The sequence below is a fragment of the Candidatus Dependentiae bacterium genome (assembly GCA_026389015.1).
GTDB lineage: Bacteria > Babelota > Babeliae > Babelales > Vermiphilaceae > JAPLIR01.
In genome coordinates this window covers 38,826-57,601 of the sequence record JAPLIR010000029.1, presented here as the reverse complement: position 1 = coordinate 57,601, position 18,776 = coordinate 38,826, and the positions used below count along the sequence as shown (strand labels likewise).

At 40.2% G+C, this 18,776-nt stretch carries 18 protein-coding genes and 1 tRNA gene; 4 read left to right on the top strand and 15 right to left on the bottom strand.

The window, feature by feature from the left end:
- Positions 1–61: 61 nt before the first annotated feature.
- Positions 62–1,546 carry a hypothetical protein gene (locus NTX86_06110; GenBank protein MCX5922869.1) on the bottom strand — a complete coding sequence of 495 codons (1,485 nt, stop codon included), beginning with the start codon at positions 1,544–1,546 and terminating at the stop codon, positions 62–64.
- A 338-nt stretch (positions 1,547–1,884) separates the two neighbouring features.
- Here NTX86_06110 and NTX86_06105 point away from each other — a divergent pair, with 338 nt between their 5' ends.
- On the top strand, positions 1,885–3,066 hold the full coding sequence (locus NTX86_06105; protein MCX5922868.1) for an ATP-binding protein: 1,182 nt from the start codon (positions 1,885–1,887) through the stop codon (positions 3,064–3,066).
- A 64-nt stretch (positions 3,067–3,130) separates the two neighbouring features.
- Here NTX86_06105 and ung read toward each other — a convergent pair whose 3' ends face one another.
- The 12 genes from ung to NTX86_06045 all read right to left on the bottom strand — a co-directional run bounded on the left by ung (position 3,131) and on the right by NTX86_06045 (position 11,096).
- Positions 3,131–3,844 (bottom strand): uracil-DNA glycosylase, encoded by a 714-nt coding sequence (gene ung, locus NTX86_06100; protein MCX5922867.1) that lies wholly within the window; start codon positions 3,842–3,844, stop codon positions 3,131–3,133.
- A 25-nt stretch (positions 3,845–3,869) separates the two neighbouring features.
- Entirely contained in the window at positions 3,870–4,187 is a 318-nt protein-coding gene (locus NTX86_06095; protein MCX5922866.1) for a hypothetical protein, read from the bottom strand.
- A 159-nt stretch (positions 4,188–4,346) separates the two neighbouring features.
- Complete coding sequence (locus NTX86_06090; GenBank protein ID MCX5922865.1) at positions 4,347–5,174, bottom strand: G1 family endopeptidase; 828 nt, start codon at positions 5,172–5,174, stop codon at positions 4,347–4,349.
- 41 nt (positions 5,175–5,215) lie between these two features.
- Positions 5,216–6,094 (bottom strand): DUF2608 domain-containing protein, encoded by an 879-nt coding sequence (locus NTX86_06085; GenBank protein MCX5922864.1) that lies wholly within the window; start codon positions 6,092–6,094, stop codon positions 5,216–5,218.
- A gap of 135 nt (positions 6,095–6,229) precedes the next feature.
- Positions 6,230–6,574 carry a hypothetical protein gene (locus NTX86_06080; protein ID MCX5922863.1) on the bottom strand — a complete coding sequence of 115 codons (345 nt, stop codon included), beginning with the start codon at positions 6,572–6,574 and terminating at the stop codon, positions 6,230–6,232.
- A gap of 74 nt (positions 6,575–6,648) precedes the next feature.
- On the bottom strand, positions 6,649–7,149 hold the full coding sequence (locus NTX86_06075; protein ID MCX5922862.1) for a hypothetical protein: 501 nt from the start codon (positions 7,147–7,149) through the stop codon (positions 6,649–6,651).
- A gap of 80 nt (positions 7,150–7,229) precedes the next feature.
- On the bottom strand, positions 7,230–7,778 hold the full coding sequence (locus NTX86_06070; protein ID MCX5922861.1) for a peroxiredoxin: 549 nt from the start codon (positions 7,776–7,778) through the stop codon (positions 7,230–7,232).
- A gap of 30 nt (positions 7,779–7,808) precedes the next feature.
- The gene (locus NTX86_06065) at positions 7,809–8,384 is read right to left on the bottom strand and encodes a hypothetical protein (protein MCX5922860.1); all 576 of its coding nucleotides are present in this window, start codon (positions 8,382–8,384) and stop codon (positions 7,809–7,811) included.
- A gap of 187 nt (positions 8,385–8,571) precedes the next feature.
- Positions 8,572–8,850, bottom strand: a complete 279-nt coding sequence (locus tag NTX86_06060) for a hypothetical protein (protein ID MCX5922859.1) — start codon at positions 8,848–8,850, stop codon at positions 8,572–8,574.
- Between the two features lie 96 nt (positions 8,851–8,946).
- Positions 8,947–9,023, bottom strand: a tRNA-Met gene (locus tag NTX86_06055).
- Between the two features lie 133 nt (positions 9,024–9,156).
- Entirely contained in the window at positions 9,157–9,552 is a 396-nt protein-coding gene (locus tag NTX86_06050) for a 4'-phosphopantetheinyl transferase superfamily protein (GenBank protein MCX5922858.1), read from the bottom strand.
- Positions 9,549–11,096, bottom strand: a complete 1,548-nt coding sequence (locus tag NTX86_06045) for a YifB family Mg chelatase-like AAA ATPase (GenBank protein MCX5922857.1) — start codon at positions 11,094–11,096, stop codon at positions 9,549–9,551. Before NTX86_06045 ends, NTX86_06050 begins: the two co-directional genes overlap by 4 nt.
- 204 nt (positions 11,097–11,300) lie before the next feature.
- Here NTX86_06045 and NTX86_06040 point away from each other — a divergent pair, with 204 nt between their 5' ends.
- Both NTX86_06040 and NTX86_06035 read left to right on the top strand, forming a co-directional pair.
- A complete protein-coding gene (locus tag NTX86_06040; protein ID MCX5922856.1) occupies positions 11,301–14,183 on the top strand; it encodes a hypothetical protein in 2,883 nt (960 codons plus the stop codon).
- 57 nt (positions 14,184–14,240) lie between these two features.
- Entirely contained in the window at positions 14,241–15,497 is a 1,257-nt protein-coding gene (locus tag NTX86_06035; GenBank protein ID MCX5922855.1) for a hypothetical protein, read from the top strand.
- Here NTX86_06035 and NTX86_06030 read toward each other — a convergent pair.
- Both NTX86_06030 and NTX86_06025 read right to left on the bottom strand, forming a co-directional pair.
- On the bottom strand, positions 15,494–16,447 hold the full coding sequence (locus tag NTX86_06030) for an ankyrin repeat domain-containing protein (protein MCX5922854.1): 954 nt from the start codon (positions 16,445–16,447) through the stop codon (positions 15,494–15,496). The genes NTX86_06035 and NTX86_06030 overlap by 4 nt on opposite strands.
- A gap of 132 nt (positions 16,448–16,579) precedes the next feature.
- Positions 16,580–17,431, bottom strand: a complete 852-nt coding sequence (locus tag NTX86_06025; GenBank protein MCX5922853.1) for a hypothetical protein — start codon at positions 17,429–17,431, stop codon at positions 16,580–16,582.
- A 122-nt stretch (positions 17,432–17,553) separates the two neighbouring features.
- Here NTX86_06025 and NTX86_06020 point away from each other — a divergent pair, with 122 nt between their 5' ends.
- Positions 17,554–18,765: a type II secretion system F family protein gene (locus NTX86_06020; GenBank protein ID MCX5922852.1), complete on the top strand. Its 1,212-nt coding sequence runs from the start codon at positions 17,554–17,556 to the stop codon at positions 18,763–18,765.
- Positions 18,766–18,776 lie beyond the last annotated feature (11 nt).

Below are 18,776 nucleotides of genomic sequence, written 5' to 3'. Positions count from 1 at the left end.
AAGTGCCCTATAGTTTTTAGGCTCCATAGGGCGCTTTTAAATCATGTTGAATGAATCGAAATTACTTTCCCTTAGCTTTATTCGATGCTATTCGTCTAGCCAGTGCTTCTTGCTCAGCTTTATATTGTCCAAGGGTTAATGATTCAGCTCTTTGAGGGTAGGAGCTGGTTATGTTTCTATAAAAAGTTGTAGCATCCACTTTAGTCTGTACTTCTTTTTCTACTTTATCAGCTTCTTCAATGCATTTTTCCAGCATTTTCTTTTGTGCATCAAGCATTTCTATTCTTCGAGCTGAAGCATCAATTGCTTGTTGCAGGGAATTAATTCGAGCTGTGCTTGCTCCTGCTGCTGAAGAAGAAGATGATGATGAAGAAGAAGAAGAAGAAGATGATGATGATGATGATGATGAACTAGCTCTTTCTTCGCCATCAGCTTTGCATTCTTGCGTGGTCATTGGTCGAGCATCAAGACATTCTGATCGACTTTCTGGGTTTCCAAACATTTTGCTGACAAAGTCATTCATGAGAAAATCTGAAACTGTTTGTTTACCATTTTCTACTGATTCTAAATATGCCCGTGCATCTTCTCTGTCCTGTTCAGTTTTAAAGCTCCATTGTACTTCACGTGCTGCATTATAATCTTTGGAGCAAAAACGATCAGGATTTTGCAATCTCACCCTATGAGAAATATTTTGAAGTGCGCATTCTTCTTTTACTTGTTTTAATGAAGTATCGGAAGTATTTGACACAACAAGGGCTGCTATATCTTGAAAGCCTCCGATGACTTTGTCTTTTTTGCTCCATGTGCCGAAGGTAGCGGTAGACAACAGCAGTTCTGAACTTGTGCATACTACGCCATCTTGCGTAACATGGATTAATGCACTTTGTTCATTGTCTGGACCTGGATCGGATTTTTCTTTACTTAAAGATTCATTAATCTCTTTTATTTTTGCCAATAGTTTTGCGGCATCAGCTTTAGCTTTAATCACTTCATCTTTAGTGCAAACTTGGCCATTAGGTGCTACATACTTGCTGCATAATTCTCTTGTTTGACATGCTTGTCGAAATGTTACAATTTCCTGAGCTTGAAGCTGGCCATAATTAGATGATTGATTAACGCCGGCGATTGGATTGTTTGCGGTGCCCTTGGGATACGCTACAAAAATAGGCTTTGATGTGTCCGGCTGCCCATCATAACGTTTTGGAAATCCAGCAAAATAATGTCCTACAGGACAACCTTGTCCCTTCTGATAAGCACTTGGAGACCAGTCGCCATACGTGCCATCACTATTACGACCGTCGCCATGGCCGTAGTCATAACCGCCACTGTTGCCATCGCTATAACTACCACCATGACCGCCGCCATCGCCATTACTGCCGCGACTGTCGCTGCCGCCACCGCTTCCATGACTGTTCGCATCATTGCAGCAGCATACAGATATAGAATCTCCATGAGAATCGCCTCTATGGCAAGCAAAAGAAGGCGTATAGCTTGCTAGCGTCATGGCTACGAATGCGGCATAGATCATTTTTGAATATGTGTTCATAAAGAACTCCTTAAAATTAGATTTTATACGATTTTAGGCTCCATTTTTTGCCTATTATATCTTAGGATATCAGGACAGAATAAAATGTCAAGTAGAAATAATTAATCCATAGAATGACTTATAATGAGTTAATCGTCAATTATTGCCTGGTATGGCTCAATTGGGGTAGATTTGTCAGGGTAAAAGGGGTTAGTCTGTCGATTTTCTTCTGAGAGAATCAAAAAAATCAATAATATTGAATAATAGAGAGGCTTTGGCTATAGTTATTAAGGTATACTTAGAAAATTCGGAATTGGATTCCGGATTTTAGGGACCAGTAAAAAATAAAGGAATTTTTTATGTACATTAAACGAGCAATAACGCCTCAGTTAAAAGAAGCTGCTCAAGAATATGGCGTGGTAGCCATCTTAGGTCCGCGGCAGGCGGGAAAAACAACGTTGGCGCGGCATGTGTTTTCTCAACACAAATATATCTCCTTGGAAGACTATGATGTGCGTGCGTTGGCTCATGCTGACCCAAGAAGTTTTTTGAATGACTACCCAACTGATCATGGCATTATTTTAGATGAAATTCAGCATGCGCCCCATTTGCTTTCTTACATACAAACCATGGTAGACGAAGAGAAAAAAAAGGGTTTCTTTATTGTCACCGGGTCTCAAAACTTTTTGGTAAGCCAATCCATTACGCAAACATTGGCAGGCAGAATAGCCATTATTACGTTATTGCCTCTTTCAATCGCAGAAATTGGTGATGCTGGCTTGCTGCCCGAAAAAATTGAGACGGCAGTATTTACTGGTTCTTATCCAGCATTGTACGCGGAAGAAATATCGGTCAAAAGATTGTACCAAGGTTATACAGCGACGTATTTAGAACGCGATGTGCGGCAAATAAAAAATATTACCGATCTGATGTTATTTAAAAAATTTATTAGTTTGTGTGCCGGTAGGACTGGACAAACAATTAATTATTCTTCATTGGGTAATGATTGTGGCATTGACGATAAAACGGTTAAAGCATGGCTTTCAATATTAGAAGCAAGTTATGTTGTATTCTTTTTGCAGCCGTACTATAAAAATTTTGGCAAACAACTGACAAAGTCACCAAAGCTGTACTTCATTGATACGGGGTTGGTGTGCTCGTTGCTCAGAATTAAATCAGCGGATGAATTAATCGACCATTCAATGCGTGGGCCTCTTATTGAAACATTTATTATAGCTGACCTACTCAAGCAGCATTATAACCTTGAATTAGTACCAGGCCTTTATTTTTGGCGTGATCATTCTGGGCATGAAGTTGATTGCTTAATTGATACGGGTAGCAAGCTCGTGCCTGTGGAAATTAAATCGAGCAAGACGGTTATCCCAAGTTATTTTTCAGCCATTGAGACCTGGCAGGGGATCACTAAAAACGAAAAAAAAGAAGCGTATGTTATATATAGTGGTTCTGATGATCAAAACTGGCCTTTTGGAAAAGTCGTTAGCTGGCAATCAGTCGGGACATTGCTCAAGAAGATATCATAAAAAAGATGCGGTTTTTCTCTGGTTAATATTTTTCGAATACGAGCATTTTATCTAGTGTATGACTTTACAAGTTTTCCCACTGAATTTCTGGCATAGCATGCTCCCTTAAAAAAGCATTGGCTTGTGAAAAATGGCGACAGCCTAGAAATCCTCTTATTGATAGAGGCGATGGGTGAGCTGCTTTTAAGATTAAATGTCGTGCTGGGTCGGTGTGAATATGCAGGTTTTGCATTTTTTTCTGTGCATACGCACCCCACAGCATAAAGACTGTTGGATGGTTACGTTTGAGCCGTTGTTCAATAATAGCATCAGTGAAAAACTCCCAACCTTTGTTTGCATGGCTTGCAGGCTTTCCTTCTTCAACGGTTAAAATAGCATTGAGTAATAACACGCCTTGCTGTGCCCAGCCGGTGAGCGTACCATTTTTTGGAATAGGCATGCCAATGTCACTATGTAACTCTTTGAATATATTACGCAGAGAAGGTGGTACACGCACTCCAGGTGGCACACTAAAACTTAATCCATGAGCTTGACCTGGACCATGGTAGGGGTCTTGTCCAACAATCACGACGCTTACATCGTCAAATGGTGTTGCTTGCAATGCAGCAAAGATATTTTGTTGTGCAGGGTATACTGTTGCACCCATTGCTTCGCGTTCTTGTAAAAACTGCGCAAGGGCATCAATCTCAGGTTTAGCACAAACACCTTCTAATGGCTTTTTCCAAGAATCGGGCAACGCGGCAAAAAATTGTTGTTGTCGTGGTGTCATTATTGTCATAACGGTACTGTTCTTAATAAATAGATTAAAATAAAGATGGCCACCAGCTCTGTGCTTTGGTTTGTTTATGTTTTTCAACCTGAGTTTTGTACTGTTGTGCAGCATCTTCTATGCTTTTTTGGCGTTCTTTTTGGGCCTCACATTTTTCTTTTTCTTTTGACTGCGCCGCGGCTTGTCTTTTTTGGGTTTCATTTTCTTCGATTTTTTTTCTTTGTGTTTCAGATTGTGTTCGAGATTGAGCCATGCGTTGTGCTATAAAAGATGCCATTGCAGAAGAAGGCGCATGGCTGGTTAATGTGGTTATTACTAGTACGGCATACATTATTTTTGAATGTCTATTCATAGGAAATCCTAGAAGCTGCTGAGGTGCGAGTGAATATATCATTCTTAGTTTAAGCTTTTCTGCGTCCGATCACAAACAAAAAACTTGATAACTTTTTGTTTGAAAAGTTATCAGGTTTCTGTTTAATTACAAAGAAGTTCAAAGTCTGTTTTTTTTCTTTTATTCATGATTCCATGTAACATTGAAATTTTGGCCATTAGTGCTGAGTGCCGATACGGTTGCCTTTGGAGTATTGGTATTGGTTACCATGGTCAAAAAGTCATCTGCCCATGAACGATATTTTATTGCCGCGGTTGTGCCATTAATGGTGGTCGTACAATTAAGAAATTTAATCATGCTAAAATGAGATAGTGGTAATATACCATTTTCATAAGGAGCTTCTACAATCCATTCTGCTGAACTTCTTTGTGCAGTTGATGATTTCGTGTAAGAAGATGGAATTACCACATACACTCTGCGTGTGTTGTTAATGAGTGTTAAGGTGAACGTGTTATTTCCTATATAGACTACAGAAGCACTTATAGAATCCCCAACATTGACGGGAAAACCAGTAATTTCGTATGCATAGTTAGGGTACATTTCAAACCACGCATAGTTGTCTTGATGGCCATTGATAAAGTCGTGCGACGTGCCAATTTGTTCCACAGATTCACTGCTGTAACCATCTATGCCAACCCAAATAGCACAATGCGTGTCATGTGCAGCCGATGAAACAGTTGGTACTGTCCAGGACCCTGATACTTTCGTGACAGAATGTTGTAGTGGATGAGTTAAGTTGGTGGCGGCAACGTAGCCACTCCAGTTTTGACTGGTTCCTTGTGCGTGTGGAATATGAGGAAATCTATTTTTTCTGTTGGTTGTTCCATCAATGAGATGGAATTCACTGGTAACATGAGTAAAACCACGTTTGATAAGATCATCGTTACCAAATACATTGATACAAATGACCAACAGGCAGAGTGAATATCTAATAAGGCTTTTTTGCATGAGGGTTCTCTTTTTTTTAGAAGGACTAAACGCTAATTATTTTAGTGTGCGACTACGGCTGGCTTGCCTTGCAACATGGCATCAGCCTCTGCATCGGATAGCCATTTTCCGTGTTCTAGAATATTGTCTAGTTGCAGCAGCGCACGCTTTGTGTTCCATGCAGAAAAGTGTTTCTTGGCAAGATAGAGATAGCCTTGAAATGGAATATTGAGTTTTTTGCAGAGATTGCCGACAGATATGAGATTTTTTTCCATATCATCGAATAAAATAACTTTGCTTGGGCGAATCTTAAAATGGTCTAGGAAGCCTTCAAGGGCTTGGCCTTTGGTGAGTTCATTAGCAAAGAGAATGCCATTGTGTAGTTCTGGGTAGCCGCCACCTTTTGAAGGTAGGGTTGTAAATTTAAAATCTGGGTACGTTAAGCTCAATTCTACACCAAAATTTTTAAGCATTTCATAACGATTTTTTACTGGGTCTGTAACAATACCATACGGACGTGTTCTGAATTGGGTGAGTACTAACACCGTGCAGCCTTTTGATTTTAAACTATTGATGAGTTCAATAACTAATGGATCTATGAGTTTGCGTTGCGCATGCGTCATAATCAAACTCTCGAGCTGTTCTCTATTTTTTTTAAAGAGGAGCGATGGATGTTTGAGTATACCTTGAATAATAAATGAAGGTGGCAATGGATAGTCGCGAGCAAATACGTCTGGCGATGTTACGAGTGTTTCGTCGGTGTCAAAAAGTATTAACGTTTGTGGATCGGCAGTTGCCATTTCACCGACAACCTGAGCGTACGATTTTATTTCTTTGATATTCAAACCAGTGGTGGTTTTTTGTGTAAGAAAGTGTATGCCAAAGGCTGCAAGTGCTACTATGATTATGGCTATAAAGACTGTTTTTTTATTACAACACATACGTAATCCTTTTTTTATTGCAAAGTAATGGCATGGTTAACTGTGCTATGAAATATAGTTTACTTTGTATGGCGATGTAATTACTTTTGATTTTTTTGTGGAAAAAGTGTTTGAAAAAAAGGTTTTTTAGACAAGTCAGGGTATAGATTTTTCAGAACTTTTTTTTGCTTGCTGAGCAGCGTATTTTCTTTCTAAATAATCATAGCTGCTGGCATTGTGGTCCAAATATTTCATAGGCCTATTATAATCTTCAAAAAATTCTTGGGAAAAACAGTAGGTTCTTCCTGTATTGGGACCTGTTATCCAGCGGGAACAATTAAGGTACAGAGTGCTTGTTTCAGTCTTGGTTTTTCGAGTGTATTGAATTTCTTTAAAACCTTCTTGCGTTACAGTTTCTTCTTTTGTGATTTGAGTCATAGCCGATGCGTGGCAGAACAAGGTTATAGTTATGAGGCTTATGAATATGCTATTTAATTTCATGGTAATTATTTTTTCCTGTAAGAAGATTAAGGCTTCTTAATGTTTTTTGATAGAAATGCTTTAATAATTTCTATTTAGAGGATGGTACAGCACCATTCATTTTTTGGTTTTGTGCTCGCTTCTTTGATGAGGTGTTGTTGAATGTCATCGTTATCCGTTATATCAAAAGTTGTTTTGCCATTAGATGTTTTTATAAAGGGATCTGCTCCTGCTTGTATGAGCATTGAAACAATTTTTTTTATTTTATAAGTATGCTCTTCTTGTTCGCTCGCGTGCCAGTAAGGCTCATACACTCTGCATACAAAAGGTTGTTCTAATAAAAGCATGAGGGGAGTATTCTCCTGGCCATCTTCTATGAAGATAGTATTTATCTCAGCTTTTTTTGTAATTAATAATTGTATGAAATCTATGTTGAGAGAAGGGATGGCTCTGAGCATAAGAAGATCATTGATTGTATCGATGTGTTCTCTGTGTTCTTGTCTATTGTCTGGCCCCTTTGCTTCTTCTTGGTCCATTGCGATGACAGGGGTTGAAAAAATAAGGGTAAGAATGAGCAGGAGGGAAGTTTTTTTCATAATTGTGCCTTCGTTATTATTGAGATTTATTTTGCGTAAGGTAGAGCAATTATAGTGATCGATTAGGACATTATCAATACTTATTTCGTGCTAATGCCAAAAGCTTTTAAGATATCATTCACGTGATCTTTCACACTTACATCTTCAATGGTGTGCACGATGTTTCCCTGTTCATCAATAAGGATTGTCATGCGTTTAGGGAAAAAATGCCCCATGGTGTGTTGGTCCGCGCCATACGCATGAGCGACGGTATGCGTAGTATCTGATAACAATGAAAATGGCAGATGATATTTTGCTTTAAATTCAGTGTGTGATGCAGGTGAGTCGTAACTAATGCCAAGAATGGTAATATTGTGTTCTTTATAGATGGCATAGGCATCTCGTAGGTCGCATGCTTCTTGGGTGCAGCCAGGGGTTTCGTCTTTTGGATAAAAATAGAGCACTACTTTTTTACCCCTAAATTCTGTAAGTGATCGCATGGTTCCTGTTTCATCGGGTAGCGCAAACGAAGGTGCAGCATTGCCACTTTTTAAAGAAGGCTTAGTTGTGTTTTTTATCCATATAATAACAGTTGTTATTATTAAGAGCATGCAGCTGGCGGCTATCAGAATAATGTTCAGGGTTTTCATAATTAAATCCTTAGATTTTGTTCTTCGTTTCTACATTATAGTGCATTTGTCTGATTCTGTATTTTTATCGACTAGTGTTTCTATATCACTGTTATCAAGTTGGCCTTCAGAATGTGATCCTGCTGCGAGAAGTAGCTTGATAAGTTCTTTTTTTGAATCTTTGGTGATTGATTTATGTTTAATGATTTGTGTAAGAGGAGTAAGGCCGTTGCACGACTTGTAGTTTACATCTGCTTTATCAGAAATTAATACTTTAATCCATGGAATGCACCCGCTGGGAATAGCTTCTGTAAGCAGTAATGAAGTCGCTCGCATGGCGCTTTGCTCATATTCTTTTATGCGTCTTTGTTCGATATCATGGACTGCTTGTTGAAGACTTACAAGGTGATTTTGTAGTTCTATATTGCGCGATTCTAGTGAGTTGATTACATCGTATTGCATGGGATAGTTAACTGCTACGACTGTTGCCACACGAGCCATCACGAATGGACCATCAGTATTTTCAGGAGATGCTGCACGTGATTCTGGTCGCTTTATTTCTTCCATTGCGGTGGCACAGGTTGAAGAGATAAGGGTAGTTATTATAAAGAGATTAGTTTTGTTCATGATCACACTCCCATTTTTGTCAGGCTTGGACAAAGCTCAAGTATTAACTTAGCTTTCGGGCAAGGCTGGATTATTGAGACTTACTATAAGATATAGCAGTCGAGAAGTGTGGGTGTCAATCAATGAGTAGCAAAGACAGTGCAACAGATCTATTTTTTGTTAAAATCAATCAAACGTTTAAGTTCTTTTATTTGACGAGCATAAGATCTGTCCAAATCTTTGATTTTTTTGTGAGAGCTTCATCGGTACGTGGCCATGAAACAAGAGAAGAGTTTTTGTATAAAGCTCTAATGCAGTTACAAAGTCTTGCAAGAAAACCATCAGCGCCGTTTTTATCTGAACTTGATGCAGATTCTGCAAGAAGTGAATGTGTAGCGGGAGCTGATAGATCGTTTTTGAGAGCGAAAACAGGAATACTTAAAGATAATAAGATTGTTATTAATAGCTTAATGAATGTGTTTTTCATATAAGTTTCCATAAAGAGTGATGCTAGTAATAAAGTAAGATTTCTTGATAATAGATTTATATTTAAGAGCGCTTGAATGAAGCCCTGTGAAGAAATTGGTTGCGGGGGCCGGATTTGAACCAGCGACCTTTGGGTTATGAGCCCAACGAGCTACCAGACTGCTCTACCCCGCGATATACATTTTCAAAATTTGTTAGACTTATAAAGTCCTTAATTAACCTTAATTATAAGGGTTTATTGATGATTGTCAATCAAAACCTACGGTCTTTATTAGGTATGGCGCTAGTGTAGGTAGGTGAATCGAGGTTAAGCTTCTTCTAGAACCACTATCGCAGTAGCAGTGGTAGCCGTGTGTGTCCAGGAAGTATGGCAAATAGGGTATGTTTGGGTGGCTAAGGGTAAACAACGTGACCAGTCAACCTGTAAGCAAGGAGCCCCGCGATGGTTCTTTTCCGTGCGGACTAATCGGCACAGTGTCAAAAAGGGCAGTTCAAAGGTTGGGTAAGCACTGCTCAGGGTCTTAAAAAGAGCTTCGCGAGCCGCAAAGCGGATGGCAAATCGCTCGGCACTCTTGGCTTTATTGCTCAGGCAGTAAGAGATTTCTTCCTCGCTGAAGATCCGTTGCAGTGATTTTTGAGTAAAGGCATGCCACTCCTTAAATCGTTGAATTTCGACACTATCAATGCCAATGCCGAGGATCATGAGCGTTGTTGGTCTAAATGTTGGTCAAGTGAGCGATACATGATGGCTTCTTGAACGTGGGCAACATCAATGAGGTGGGATTCTTCTAAATCGGCAATAGTACGGGCAACTTTGAGTATTTTATGATAGCCGCGCATGCTCAAGCGTAATCGGTCAAAAGCCTTTTTAATGATTTCTTCGGCTGCAGGAGTTAGCACGCAATGTTTTTCAATCACATCAGCAGGCATAAAACTGTTGAGTATGGTTTTGGTGCCGAATCGTGCTTCTTGCATAGCCAGTGCTTTTTCCACGGTTGCATAGAGTTCTTGTGAGCTGGTGTTATTCAAATCTTTTGATTTAATAGTGTCATATTCAACTGATTGAACATTAATTTGTAAATCGATGCGGTCTAATAATGGGCCTGATAGTTTTGCCAAATATTTAGTGATCTGCGGCGCAGAACAATGACACATTCTTTTTTTATCGCCCAAGAATCCGCAAGGGCAAGGGTTGAGAGCAGCTATCAATAAGAATGAGGCTGGAAATGTAATTGATTGTTGTACACGCGAAATACAGACCATCTTATTTTCTAACGGCTGACGTAATACTTCCAAGGTATCTCGTTTAAATTCGGTCAACTCATCCAAAAACAGAATGCCGTGGTGCGCTAAACTAATTTCGCCAGGCTGAGGGTAAGAACCGCCGCCAACAAGGCCGGCTTGAGAAATGGTGTGATGTGGGGCGCGGAATGGCCGTTGGACTACCAATGATTGTTTGCCGAGTTTGCCGCTTACCGAATAAATTTTACTGGTCTCAAGTATTTCATTGAATATCATTGGCGGCATAATGGTTTGCAGGCGCTTTGCCAGCATCGTTTTTCCCGAACCAGGAGGGCCAATAAAAAGAATATTGTGTCTTCCTGCAGCAGCAATTTGTAAAGCTCGTTTGGCTTGATTTTGTCCTTTAACTTGGCAAAAGTCATTGAGTTTATCGCTGTTAGCCGTTGTGTGTGCTGCAAGATTAGTTATGGTTGGCGCGATGTCTCGTTCGTGACGTAAATAGGCAATGAGTTCGGTGGTATGGTCCACGCCGATAACTTCAAGTTCACCAATGAGTGCAGCTTCGGCAGCATTAGCTTTGGGAATAATTAAACGTTTTTTCTTAAGAAGTTTTGCATCATATGCTATTGCAAGTGCGCCTTTAATAAAGGTTATGCTGCCATCGAGCGAAAGTTCGCCTAAAAATAATGTTTCATCTAAAAAACTACGAGGTATTTCAAGAAATCCACCGGCGAGCAGAATGCCAATAGCAATAGGTAGATCAAACAAGGTGCCTTCTTTTTTCAAGTCAGCGGGCGCCAAATTCACTACTATTTTTTTTGTTGGTAGTTTAAAGCCACTATTTTTTAGTGACGTCAGAATACGCTTGCTGCTTTCTTTAATAGCGGTATCAGGCAGACCAACAATGTAAAATTGTGGTAGGCCCATGGCAAGATCCACTTCTACGCTTACGACTTGTGCATCAATGCCTATAGTGGTGGCAGAGAATATTTTAGCGTGTGGCATAATATAAATAGCCTTTATGAAATTTTTTTAAAAAATAAATAGCTTGTTTATATAAGTATATAGCATAAGTTTTCTTATTTGGAAATAATGGCTTTTTAAATGGCAATCTTTTTTGTGACAGCGTTGAGAAAATTTCGTAAAATACCTGCGTATTCCAAAGAGCTTTACGCGTAGACAATGGTCAGATTTTTAAGGATTTGAGTTATGATGTATTCAAGATTGGTTCGTAGTTTTCATATATTTTTACTTGTTTGTTGTTCGGTGCCACTCAAGGCGAATGTTCTACAGGGCAATGCGCCGGAGGGGTCTGGTCAAACATTTACCTTTCCGACTTCAGCACATGCTGCGTCACCAAAAGGCGATTTTTTTTATATAGGAGCACAATGTACGGCAGATGGTTCAGATTTTGCTGTTTCAACGGTGGTAAAAAATTCAAATGCGCTTGTGCCCATGACGCCAAGCACTGTTTGGCTCAACAATGTAGCTGACCAACCTAATCCATTATTCAATGCGGGGATTCAATTTTTAGGGTTGCTTTCTCCAGCAGAAAACAATACAGGACTTCCGCGTGAAATTACTCATGCGCCTTTAGTGGTTACGACCAATGATCTTACGTCGTTGTACGTTATAGATCTTTTTTTTAGTAGTCGAAAAGCGGTGTTGTCAGCTAACAGTATTAAAGATGCGAGTGGCACTTTGGTAACTTCTGGCATTGTCGGTATTGGTAACATGGCAGATCAATGCGCCATTGCGGCGGTCAAAAGTAATGCCGGCGGAAATTTTGGTGCCTCGGGAAGTGGTATTGCAGTATTAAAGCTTGATACAAAAAAAACAGAATCAGCCGGGGTGATTTCTTCCAGCCGAGTACTTGAGCAAGTAGATGCGCCGATTGGCAGCCCTGTAGGTTCTCAGACCCGTGCGCTGCCTTTAGATATTGCTACGCCAGCAGTAAAAATTTTCAACAATCTAGTTTCAATGAATGACAATGCGGTGTTCCATTGGGATGCAAATTTCGGTCGTTTATATGTAGGATTACAAGTAACAGGTGGTGTGTGCCCTACCGATGGTGCTCGTTCGGTCATTATGGTAGCACCAACACAAACAGGCAAGTTTGTCATACAGACTATTGCGATTGATGCCGTTTTTGCCAATCAAAATGAAATTATTGGTGGTATTGGTGCCAATACACAAGTGAGCGTTCATCGTATCAATACTATGTATACAAGCACGTCGCTCCACTATTTGATTGTACAAGGCGGTAATGGTGACGCGGCATCAACAAAACGTACCGTGTATGCGTTGCCATTAGTGGGTAACAATGCAGATGCTGCTCTGTTGGGCGTGATAGCTAATAAAAATCAAGTATTCAATCCAGCGTATGGCACATTCACCGAACCAGCTATGGACAACAGTCAGATGACAACATCAGATGATTTTGCGGCGTCTATTGGTGGCGATGAGCTCCTTGCCGGCGATATCACCGACATGATAGTCCGTGGTGACACGGTCTATGTAACCGTATCAAATCCTGCTATGAACCAAATTCCGGGTATTTTTTATTCTCAAGCGCTTTTTGATAGCACACAAAAAATTACTCGTTGGACCAATTGGAAACCTGTTGGTGGTTCAATAGACCCTATTTTTGGTGCAACTATAGATCCACTTTATGACATTATTTCTATGACTGGTATTCAGGGAAATATTATTACACGAGGCATGTGGGGTACTGGCGCTCAAGATGGATTGCTTGGTGGCACATTAACGAGTGAATCTGTTGGTTTGGTATCTCTTCTGGGCGCAGGGTTTCCAAAAGATATTGCGGGTATACAGGGGCTTTTTGATTTTCCCTTTACCACCCCAGGTTTGAATGCTCAGACTTCATTACTTGTTGCAACAGGATTAAATAAAATTGTATTAGTCGAAACGGGTGTATCAAATGGCACGACGCTTGTGCCTAACCTCGGTGACTTTACAACGGATCAAGTAACATTTCCTGATGGGACGATTACGTACGATTTGCCAGCCCCTATGGCCATGCCACGCGTGGTGACTATCGCCGGCGGCGCACTGAGCGACCTTGGGCCAATTACTCGTGCAGAAATTGGTGTAGATAATGTTTCGAGTGAACAAAGTGCTTGGTTATTTGTTGGTGGCATTGATGGATTAGCTGTGCTCTCAAAACCTGATGGTTCAGGATGGGATCCTAGTGTTGGTCTTGGGCCAAACTTTGTTGGTTTAACGAATGGCATGGCATTTAAAAAAATCGGTAATTATGAATTTGTGCGCAAGCTGATGGCCGATGGACACTTGTTATATGTGATGACTGACACTAAGCTCGACGTCATTGATTTGAGCGCAAGTAATTTTGCGACGGGTTTGTTGAGTTTTGTGACGTTAGCTACGCCGAGTTCAGCGTTGGGTCTTATATCGCAGGATACATTTACTGATTTTATTGTTTCTGGACAATGTGCTTTACTTTCAACAAGCCGAGGTTTGTTACGTGTTGGGAATGGCGCTGATATTTCAACCGCTACAACGGTGGAAGAGGTAAAGTGGACTCAAGTGACATTACCTCAGAGTGTTGGGCCGGTGACACAATTGTTTGCTATTACATCATCAGGCAGAGTACAAGATTTTACGCAATGTTGTGGTGGGAATATTTATGTGTTGAATGCCTATGTTGGTTACAGTCAGGCACAAATTGCACGATTCAATAGCAGAAATCTCATGGGAAGCACTATTGATGAAAGCACTTTGCTTGAGATTCCAAATTTTTTCCCTGGTGTTGCGGTGTCAGCACCAATATTAAATTTTAATGGTTTTAGAGACTTAATCACGACCGATGGGTCTATGATGTTTAGTGGGTTAGATAAAGATCTTGAGCAGCCTCCTGTTGTTATAAGTACGACGGGCATGAAGCGATCGGTGCGTTCTGCAGGGTTTGTAAACGCGAAAATTCCTCTGGCGATTAATAGTTACTCTTATCTAGCACGAATGCTGCGTAGTTCAGCATCGGGAAGTTGGTTGGTAGGTGGAGATTTTGGTCTACAAGTGAATGAGTCGTGCTCAACGCTCACTATTACGTAATTGAGCGCCAAAGTTTTAGTGAAATGAATATATATACGCAAGCAAGGAATATAAACCATGATATATAAAAAAAATAATAGATTAGCCGCACTTATGCTGCTGGCAACGACCATTAACACAATCACTGCAATGAATCTTTTGCGTCAGTATGACACACTCATTCGTCCTGATTTTAGATTTGATACAACAGGGCATATTTCTGTGCTTGCTGAACATGGCTTCAATGCAAAAGGATTTGGTGAGTGTGGAGACTTTACCAACGTTCTACGTCTTTGGAATGAAGATCAAGACGCATTGAAAATGTTAGAAGGGTTCGATTCTGCAAGCCCTATTGGCCTTCTTGCCACCAACCTGCGTGCGGATGGCGCAAATGACGATGGTGTACGTGGACATTTTAATGTATGTGGTAATCTTCACTATGATACGGTTGCCTTTGCAGGACGCTGGCATTTTTTAAATACATGGTTTTTAACTGCCTATTTGCCCGTGAATGTTATGCATTTGTCTGATGTTACTTGGGTTAATCAAACACAAAATGTAAGCGCCGGTGATTTTAGCGTTAAAAGAAAACTCACGAACGATTTTTTTGCAAACGTTAAGCGATTGGGCGATGGGCTTGAATTAGGTTCATGGAAACGCACTGGTGTTGGTGATTTAATTGTTCTCATTGAATGGATGGAAAATTTTATACAAAATAAACCATTGCTCAAAAACGCTCAAGTTACGTGGCGTCTTGGTACTAATTTTCCAACGGGCTTGCGACAAGATGAAGATAAAATTTTTGCGTTACCATTTGGCTATGATGGCGCCCTAGGGGTTATTTTTGGTTTTGGTCTTGATTTGAGTTTGGGTGATTATTTTAAAGTAGGTGGCGATGTCCAGTTACAGCATTTATTTGGTAACACCCGTTGTAGACGTATCAAGACTGACGTACTACAAACTGAACTTTTACTCTTACAAAAAACAGCAGTGTACAAAGATTTTGGGCTTATGCAACGGTTCAATCTCTATTGTCAGTTCTGTAACATGAAAGGTTTTGATATTAAGTTTGGGTATCAATTCTTCAAACGGGGCGATGATGTGCTTGCAGTTTCATCACCAAATTTTTCTGACAATATTGCCAATACAGCAATAAGTTTGGAAGATTTTACCATGCATCATGCTATCATTAAGGCAAATTATGATTTTTCAGTGCTTATGGATAAAGGTGCATGCGTGAAACCAGCATTGTCATTGTATGCTCGCTTACCATTTAATGGAAAACGTGCAGCGCTTTGCCCAGCCTTTGGTGGTATTTTCGCTCTAGATTTTTAAGATTTTAAGCCAACAAGCACTCTTAGTTTGCTCTCATGTATGGTTGGCAGTGGGCTAGTATAACGTCGAAATCCAGCCCCACAGTTGTTGGCATAGGGTTGCTTTTCTTTTTTCACATTTTCTTGTTGCCTGGTCCTCATATCAAGGAGAGCCTTAGCGACTTCAATTTCTTTTTGGCTATATTGAGCTATGTTTACCGAAAATATGTCGATCAAATTATGATTTCGAGTTTTTAGTGCCAAGTCATAAGGAGTTCTGTCGCCATTGTCTGGTGCTTCTGCGCTGGCTCCATTGGCCAAAAGTAACTGAACGGTATTTATAGAACCATATTGTGTGGCATTATGCAGCGATGTTATTCCGGTACATTCGCGCGCATCATGGCGAGCTTTATGGTAGAGCAACAGATCAGCGATGGGCCACTTTTGGTGTCCAGTTGCATAAAGAACGGCTGTGTAACCATTGTGGTCTTTACCGTTTAAATCTGCTCCTGCGCTAATTAAGCATTGTGCATTATTAAAACACGACTGACAGGTTAAAGGAAGCGGGTTTTTCTTGTCAGGATATGAGGTGCATTTGCTGCATCCGCGGCAAGCTGTTTCCATAAGCGGCGTAAATTGGTCATTGTCTCTTGCATTGGGATTAGCACCAGCTGCTAACAGTATATGTAATGCGCCGTCTCTTCCCATCATTGCTGCTATGGCAACTGCAGTTTGACCATCTTTGTTTTTTGCTTCGAGGTCGGCTTTATTTGCTATGAGTTGTTTAAGGCTTTCAATATCATTAATGCGCACCGCCTGAGTTAGAGTGGTCGGGTTTTGGGCTACCTCCGTGCTTTTTAACCTTGAGCGCTCAATTGGGCTGCCAGTTGCTGACATGTCCATGGCAAGAACTTGGTTATGTGCACAAAAACTGATTAATAATGATAATGATGCAATAATAATATTTTTCATAAAATACGCAGACTCGGTAATATAGAGAATGTTTTGTGACTGTTGCTATAAGATTATGACAGAGTTATAGTGAACACGCAAACAAAAAACCCCGCAACTGCGGGGTTTTTATTATAATCTATATGAATCTATTTATTCAAGAAGAAGCCCTTTTTCAGCGCCTTGTTTTCTTGCCTGACCTTCTAGGACAGCTTGTAAAAGATAACTGTTTTTAGGTTCAATGAGCGGCTCTTGTTCTTCGATAGTAAGGAGCGCTAGTTGTTGATTGGTAAGATCGTCTTTTATTTGTTCGTAGAATGCAGTCGATAATTCTGGTCTGACGATGTCCAAGAAGTAGCAAAAACGATGGATAAGTGTCCAGAGTAAATCATCAAGATCGTCAAGATCATTAATGATATGGTGTTCCATCAAGTTCTCAAGATTTTTGGTGATAGCTTTGAAGCTGTCCCATATTTGTTCAGGTTCTTGCGCATTCCAAATAAGCTTGCTGAGTGCAATGTCCAAGAATCGGATAATCGCCTGACGGAGCTCTTCTTTGCTAATGTCTTCATCAAGGCTCGGGAAACCATTTTGTAAGTTGTCTAAAATTTCTTGGGAAAGGTCATTGAAAAAATCTTGTGGATGTTGTTTAAAGTGATCGTACTTTGAAAGAAATGTTGAGTTGAGTTTGTTGCTGAATAGTTTGAGAATAGATTTAATATAGGCATGCGATTGTTGAGTTTTTTTTCCGTAACGTAAAAATTGAATTACGTGAGAGAAATCATTGGACAGTACATCAACATATTCTCGTTGGTTGTACACATCTTGTAGGTAGGCGCTTATGCCTTGCGTGCTTATGTCGATTGGTTCATAGAGAACCAGAGATTTATCTTTTGTAACTCTGCACAATGCATTACGATTTTCTTTTTTTACTGTTCCTTGTATAGTCTCTACACAAGTGGCCATGCAAACTATTAATACAATACTTAATAATTTTATTGTCATGCCATTACTCCTTTATGGTAATGTAGTACATTAATCAACAACATAGCGTATCATAAAACTATTTTTTTATTCAATAAGTTATTAAGATAACTCATAAAGCAAAACGCGGATAGAGGACTCAGATGGCACTATACTCGTATCAAGCATTTTCCAAAGAGGGCAAAAAAATAACAGGATCTCTCGATGCACCCTCCCTCCAGAGTGTAAAAGAACAGTTGACGCGGCAAGGTTTGTTTCCTACTGCCATAGAACTTGCCAAGGATCAATTAAAGCAATCCTGGTGGCAGCGTTTGTTCAGCCGCGGTGTTCCTGTTAAAGAAAAAATTATGTTTACCAAGCAGTTGGCTATATTGCTTAAGTCTGGTGTACCGCTGCTGCAAGCACTTGAATTACTGGCCGATCAGTTTGAAGGCACGTTGCATTCCATTCTGGTCACCGTAAAAGATAACCTTAAAGAAGGTGTTTCGTTTGCCGATGCTCTCAAAAATTATCCCAATGTGTTTGATAACATTTATGTTCAACTGGTCCGTGCTGGTGAAGCAAGCGGCAAATTGGAAGTTATTTTGGAACGACTTACGAGCTACATAGAGCGTCGCGAAGCGATACGCAAAAAAGTCTCTAGTGCTTTGCAATATCCTTTGATGCAGTTGGCTGTTGCTGTCTTAGTGATTGGTGTGTTGGTAGTCTTCGTAGTGCCTAAAATGGCAGAAAATTTTAAGGGTGGGCAAGAGCTCCCAGGCCCAACAAGATTTTTGCTATCGATTTCTGATTTTGTGTCAGGCCACTTTGTGCTGTTAATTATTGGCTTAATCCTGCTTGTTATAGCATGGAAGAGCTGGAGTAGCACTTCTTCAGGAGCACGCACCATTGATGAAATAAAATTACGCTTGCCACTTATCAAATATTTTGTCAAAACTAATGCAGTAGTACAATTTAGTTATACGCTGGGCATGCTGCTTGAAGGTGGCGTTAATTTAGCTGAATCACTTGATATTGTAGTTAAAATTATTGATAACCGTGTGCTTGCTGATACATTGAATCAAGCGCGAGATAAAATAATCAAGCAGGGTAAGATTGCGCAATATTTAAAGCAGACTAATATCTTCCCACCGATTGCCATACATCTGATTAGTACGGGCGAGCAAAGTGGGCAATTGGATAGTATGTTGTTAACAGTAGCGCAAAATTATGAGGAGGATTTAGGTGAATTGGCTGATGGGCTTACGGCAGCATTAGGGCCAATTTTATTAATCGTTATGGCAGTGATAGTAGGATTTATTGTAATAGCAGTTGCCTTGCCAATTACTCAAATGGGTAACATAGCCGGCATTTAAGCAGTAGGAGT

Coding starts and splice junctions, on each gene's coding strand:
- NTX86_06110 (MCX5922869.1), bottom strand. CDS start 1,546: ATGAACACATATTCAAAAATGATCTATGCCGCATTCGTAGCCATGACG.
- NTX86_06105 (MCX5922868.1), top strand. CDS start 1,885: ATGTACATTAAACGAGCAATAACGCCTCAGTTAAAAGAAGCTGCTCAA.
- ung (MCX5922867.1), bottom strand. CDS start 3,844: ATGACAATAATGACACCACGACAACAACAATTTTTTGCCGCGTTGCCC.
- NTX86_06095 (MCX5922866.1), bottom strand. CDS start 4,187: ATGAATAGACATTCAAAAATAATGTATGCCGTACTAGTAATAACCACA.
- NTX86_06090 (MCX5922865.1), bottom strand. CDS start 5,174: ATGCAAAAAAGCCTTATTAGATATTCACTCTGCCTGTTGGTCATTTGT.
- NTX86_06085 (MCX5922864.1), bottom strand. CDS start 6,094: ATGTGTTGTAATAAAAAAACAGTCTTTATAGCCATAATCATAGTAGCA.
- NTX86_06080 (MCX5922863.1), bottom strand. CDS start 6,574: ATGAAATTAAATAGCATATTCATAAGCCTCATAACTATAACCTTGTTC.
- NTX86_06075 (MCX5922862.1), bottom strand. CDS start 7,149: ATGAAAAAAACTTCCCTCCTGCTCATTCTTACCCTTATTTTTTCAACC.
- NTX86_06070 (MCX5922861.1), bottom strand. CDS start 7,778: ATGAAAACCCTGAACATTATTCTGATAGCCGCCAGCTGCATGCTCTTA.
- NTX86_06065 (MCX5922860.1), bottom strand. CDS start 8,384: ATGAACAAAACTAATCTCTTTATAATAACTACCCTTATCTCTTCAACC.
- NTX86_06060 (MCX5922859.1), bottom strand. CDS start 8,850: ATGAAAAACACATTCATTAAGCTATTAATAACAATCTTATTATCTTTA.
- NTX86_06050 (MCX5922858.1), bottom strand. CDS start 9,552: ATGATCCTCGGCATTGGCATTGATAGTGTCGAAATTCAACGATTTAAG.
- NTX86_06045 (MCX5922857.1), bottom strand. CDS start 11,096: ATGCCACACGCTAAAATATTCTCTGCCACCACTATAGGCATTGATGCA.
- NTX86_06040 (MCX5922856.1), top strand. CDS start 11,301: ATGATGTATTCAAGATTGGTTCGTAGTTTTCATATATTTTTACTTGTT.
- NTX86_06035 (MCX5922855.1), top strand. CDS start 14,241: ATGATATATAAAAAAAATAATAGATTAGCCGCACTTATGCTGCTGGCA.
- NTX86_06030 (MCX5922854.1), bottom strand. CDS start 16,447: ATGAAAAATATTATTATTGCATCATTATCATTATTAATCAGTTTTTGT.
- NTX86_06025 (MCX5922853.1), bottom strand. CDS start 17,431: ATGACAATAAAATTATTAAGTATTGTATTAATAGTTTGCATGGCCACT.
- NTX86_06020 (MCX5922852.1), top strand. CDS start 17,554: ATGGCACTATACTCGTATCAAGCATTTTCCAAAGAGGGCAAAAAAATA.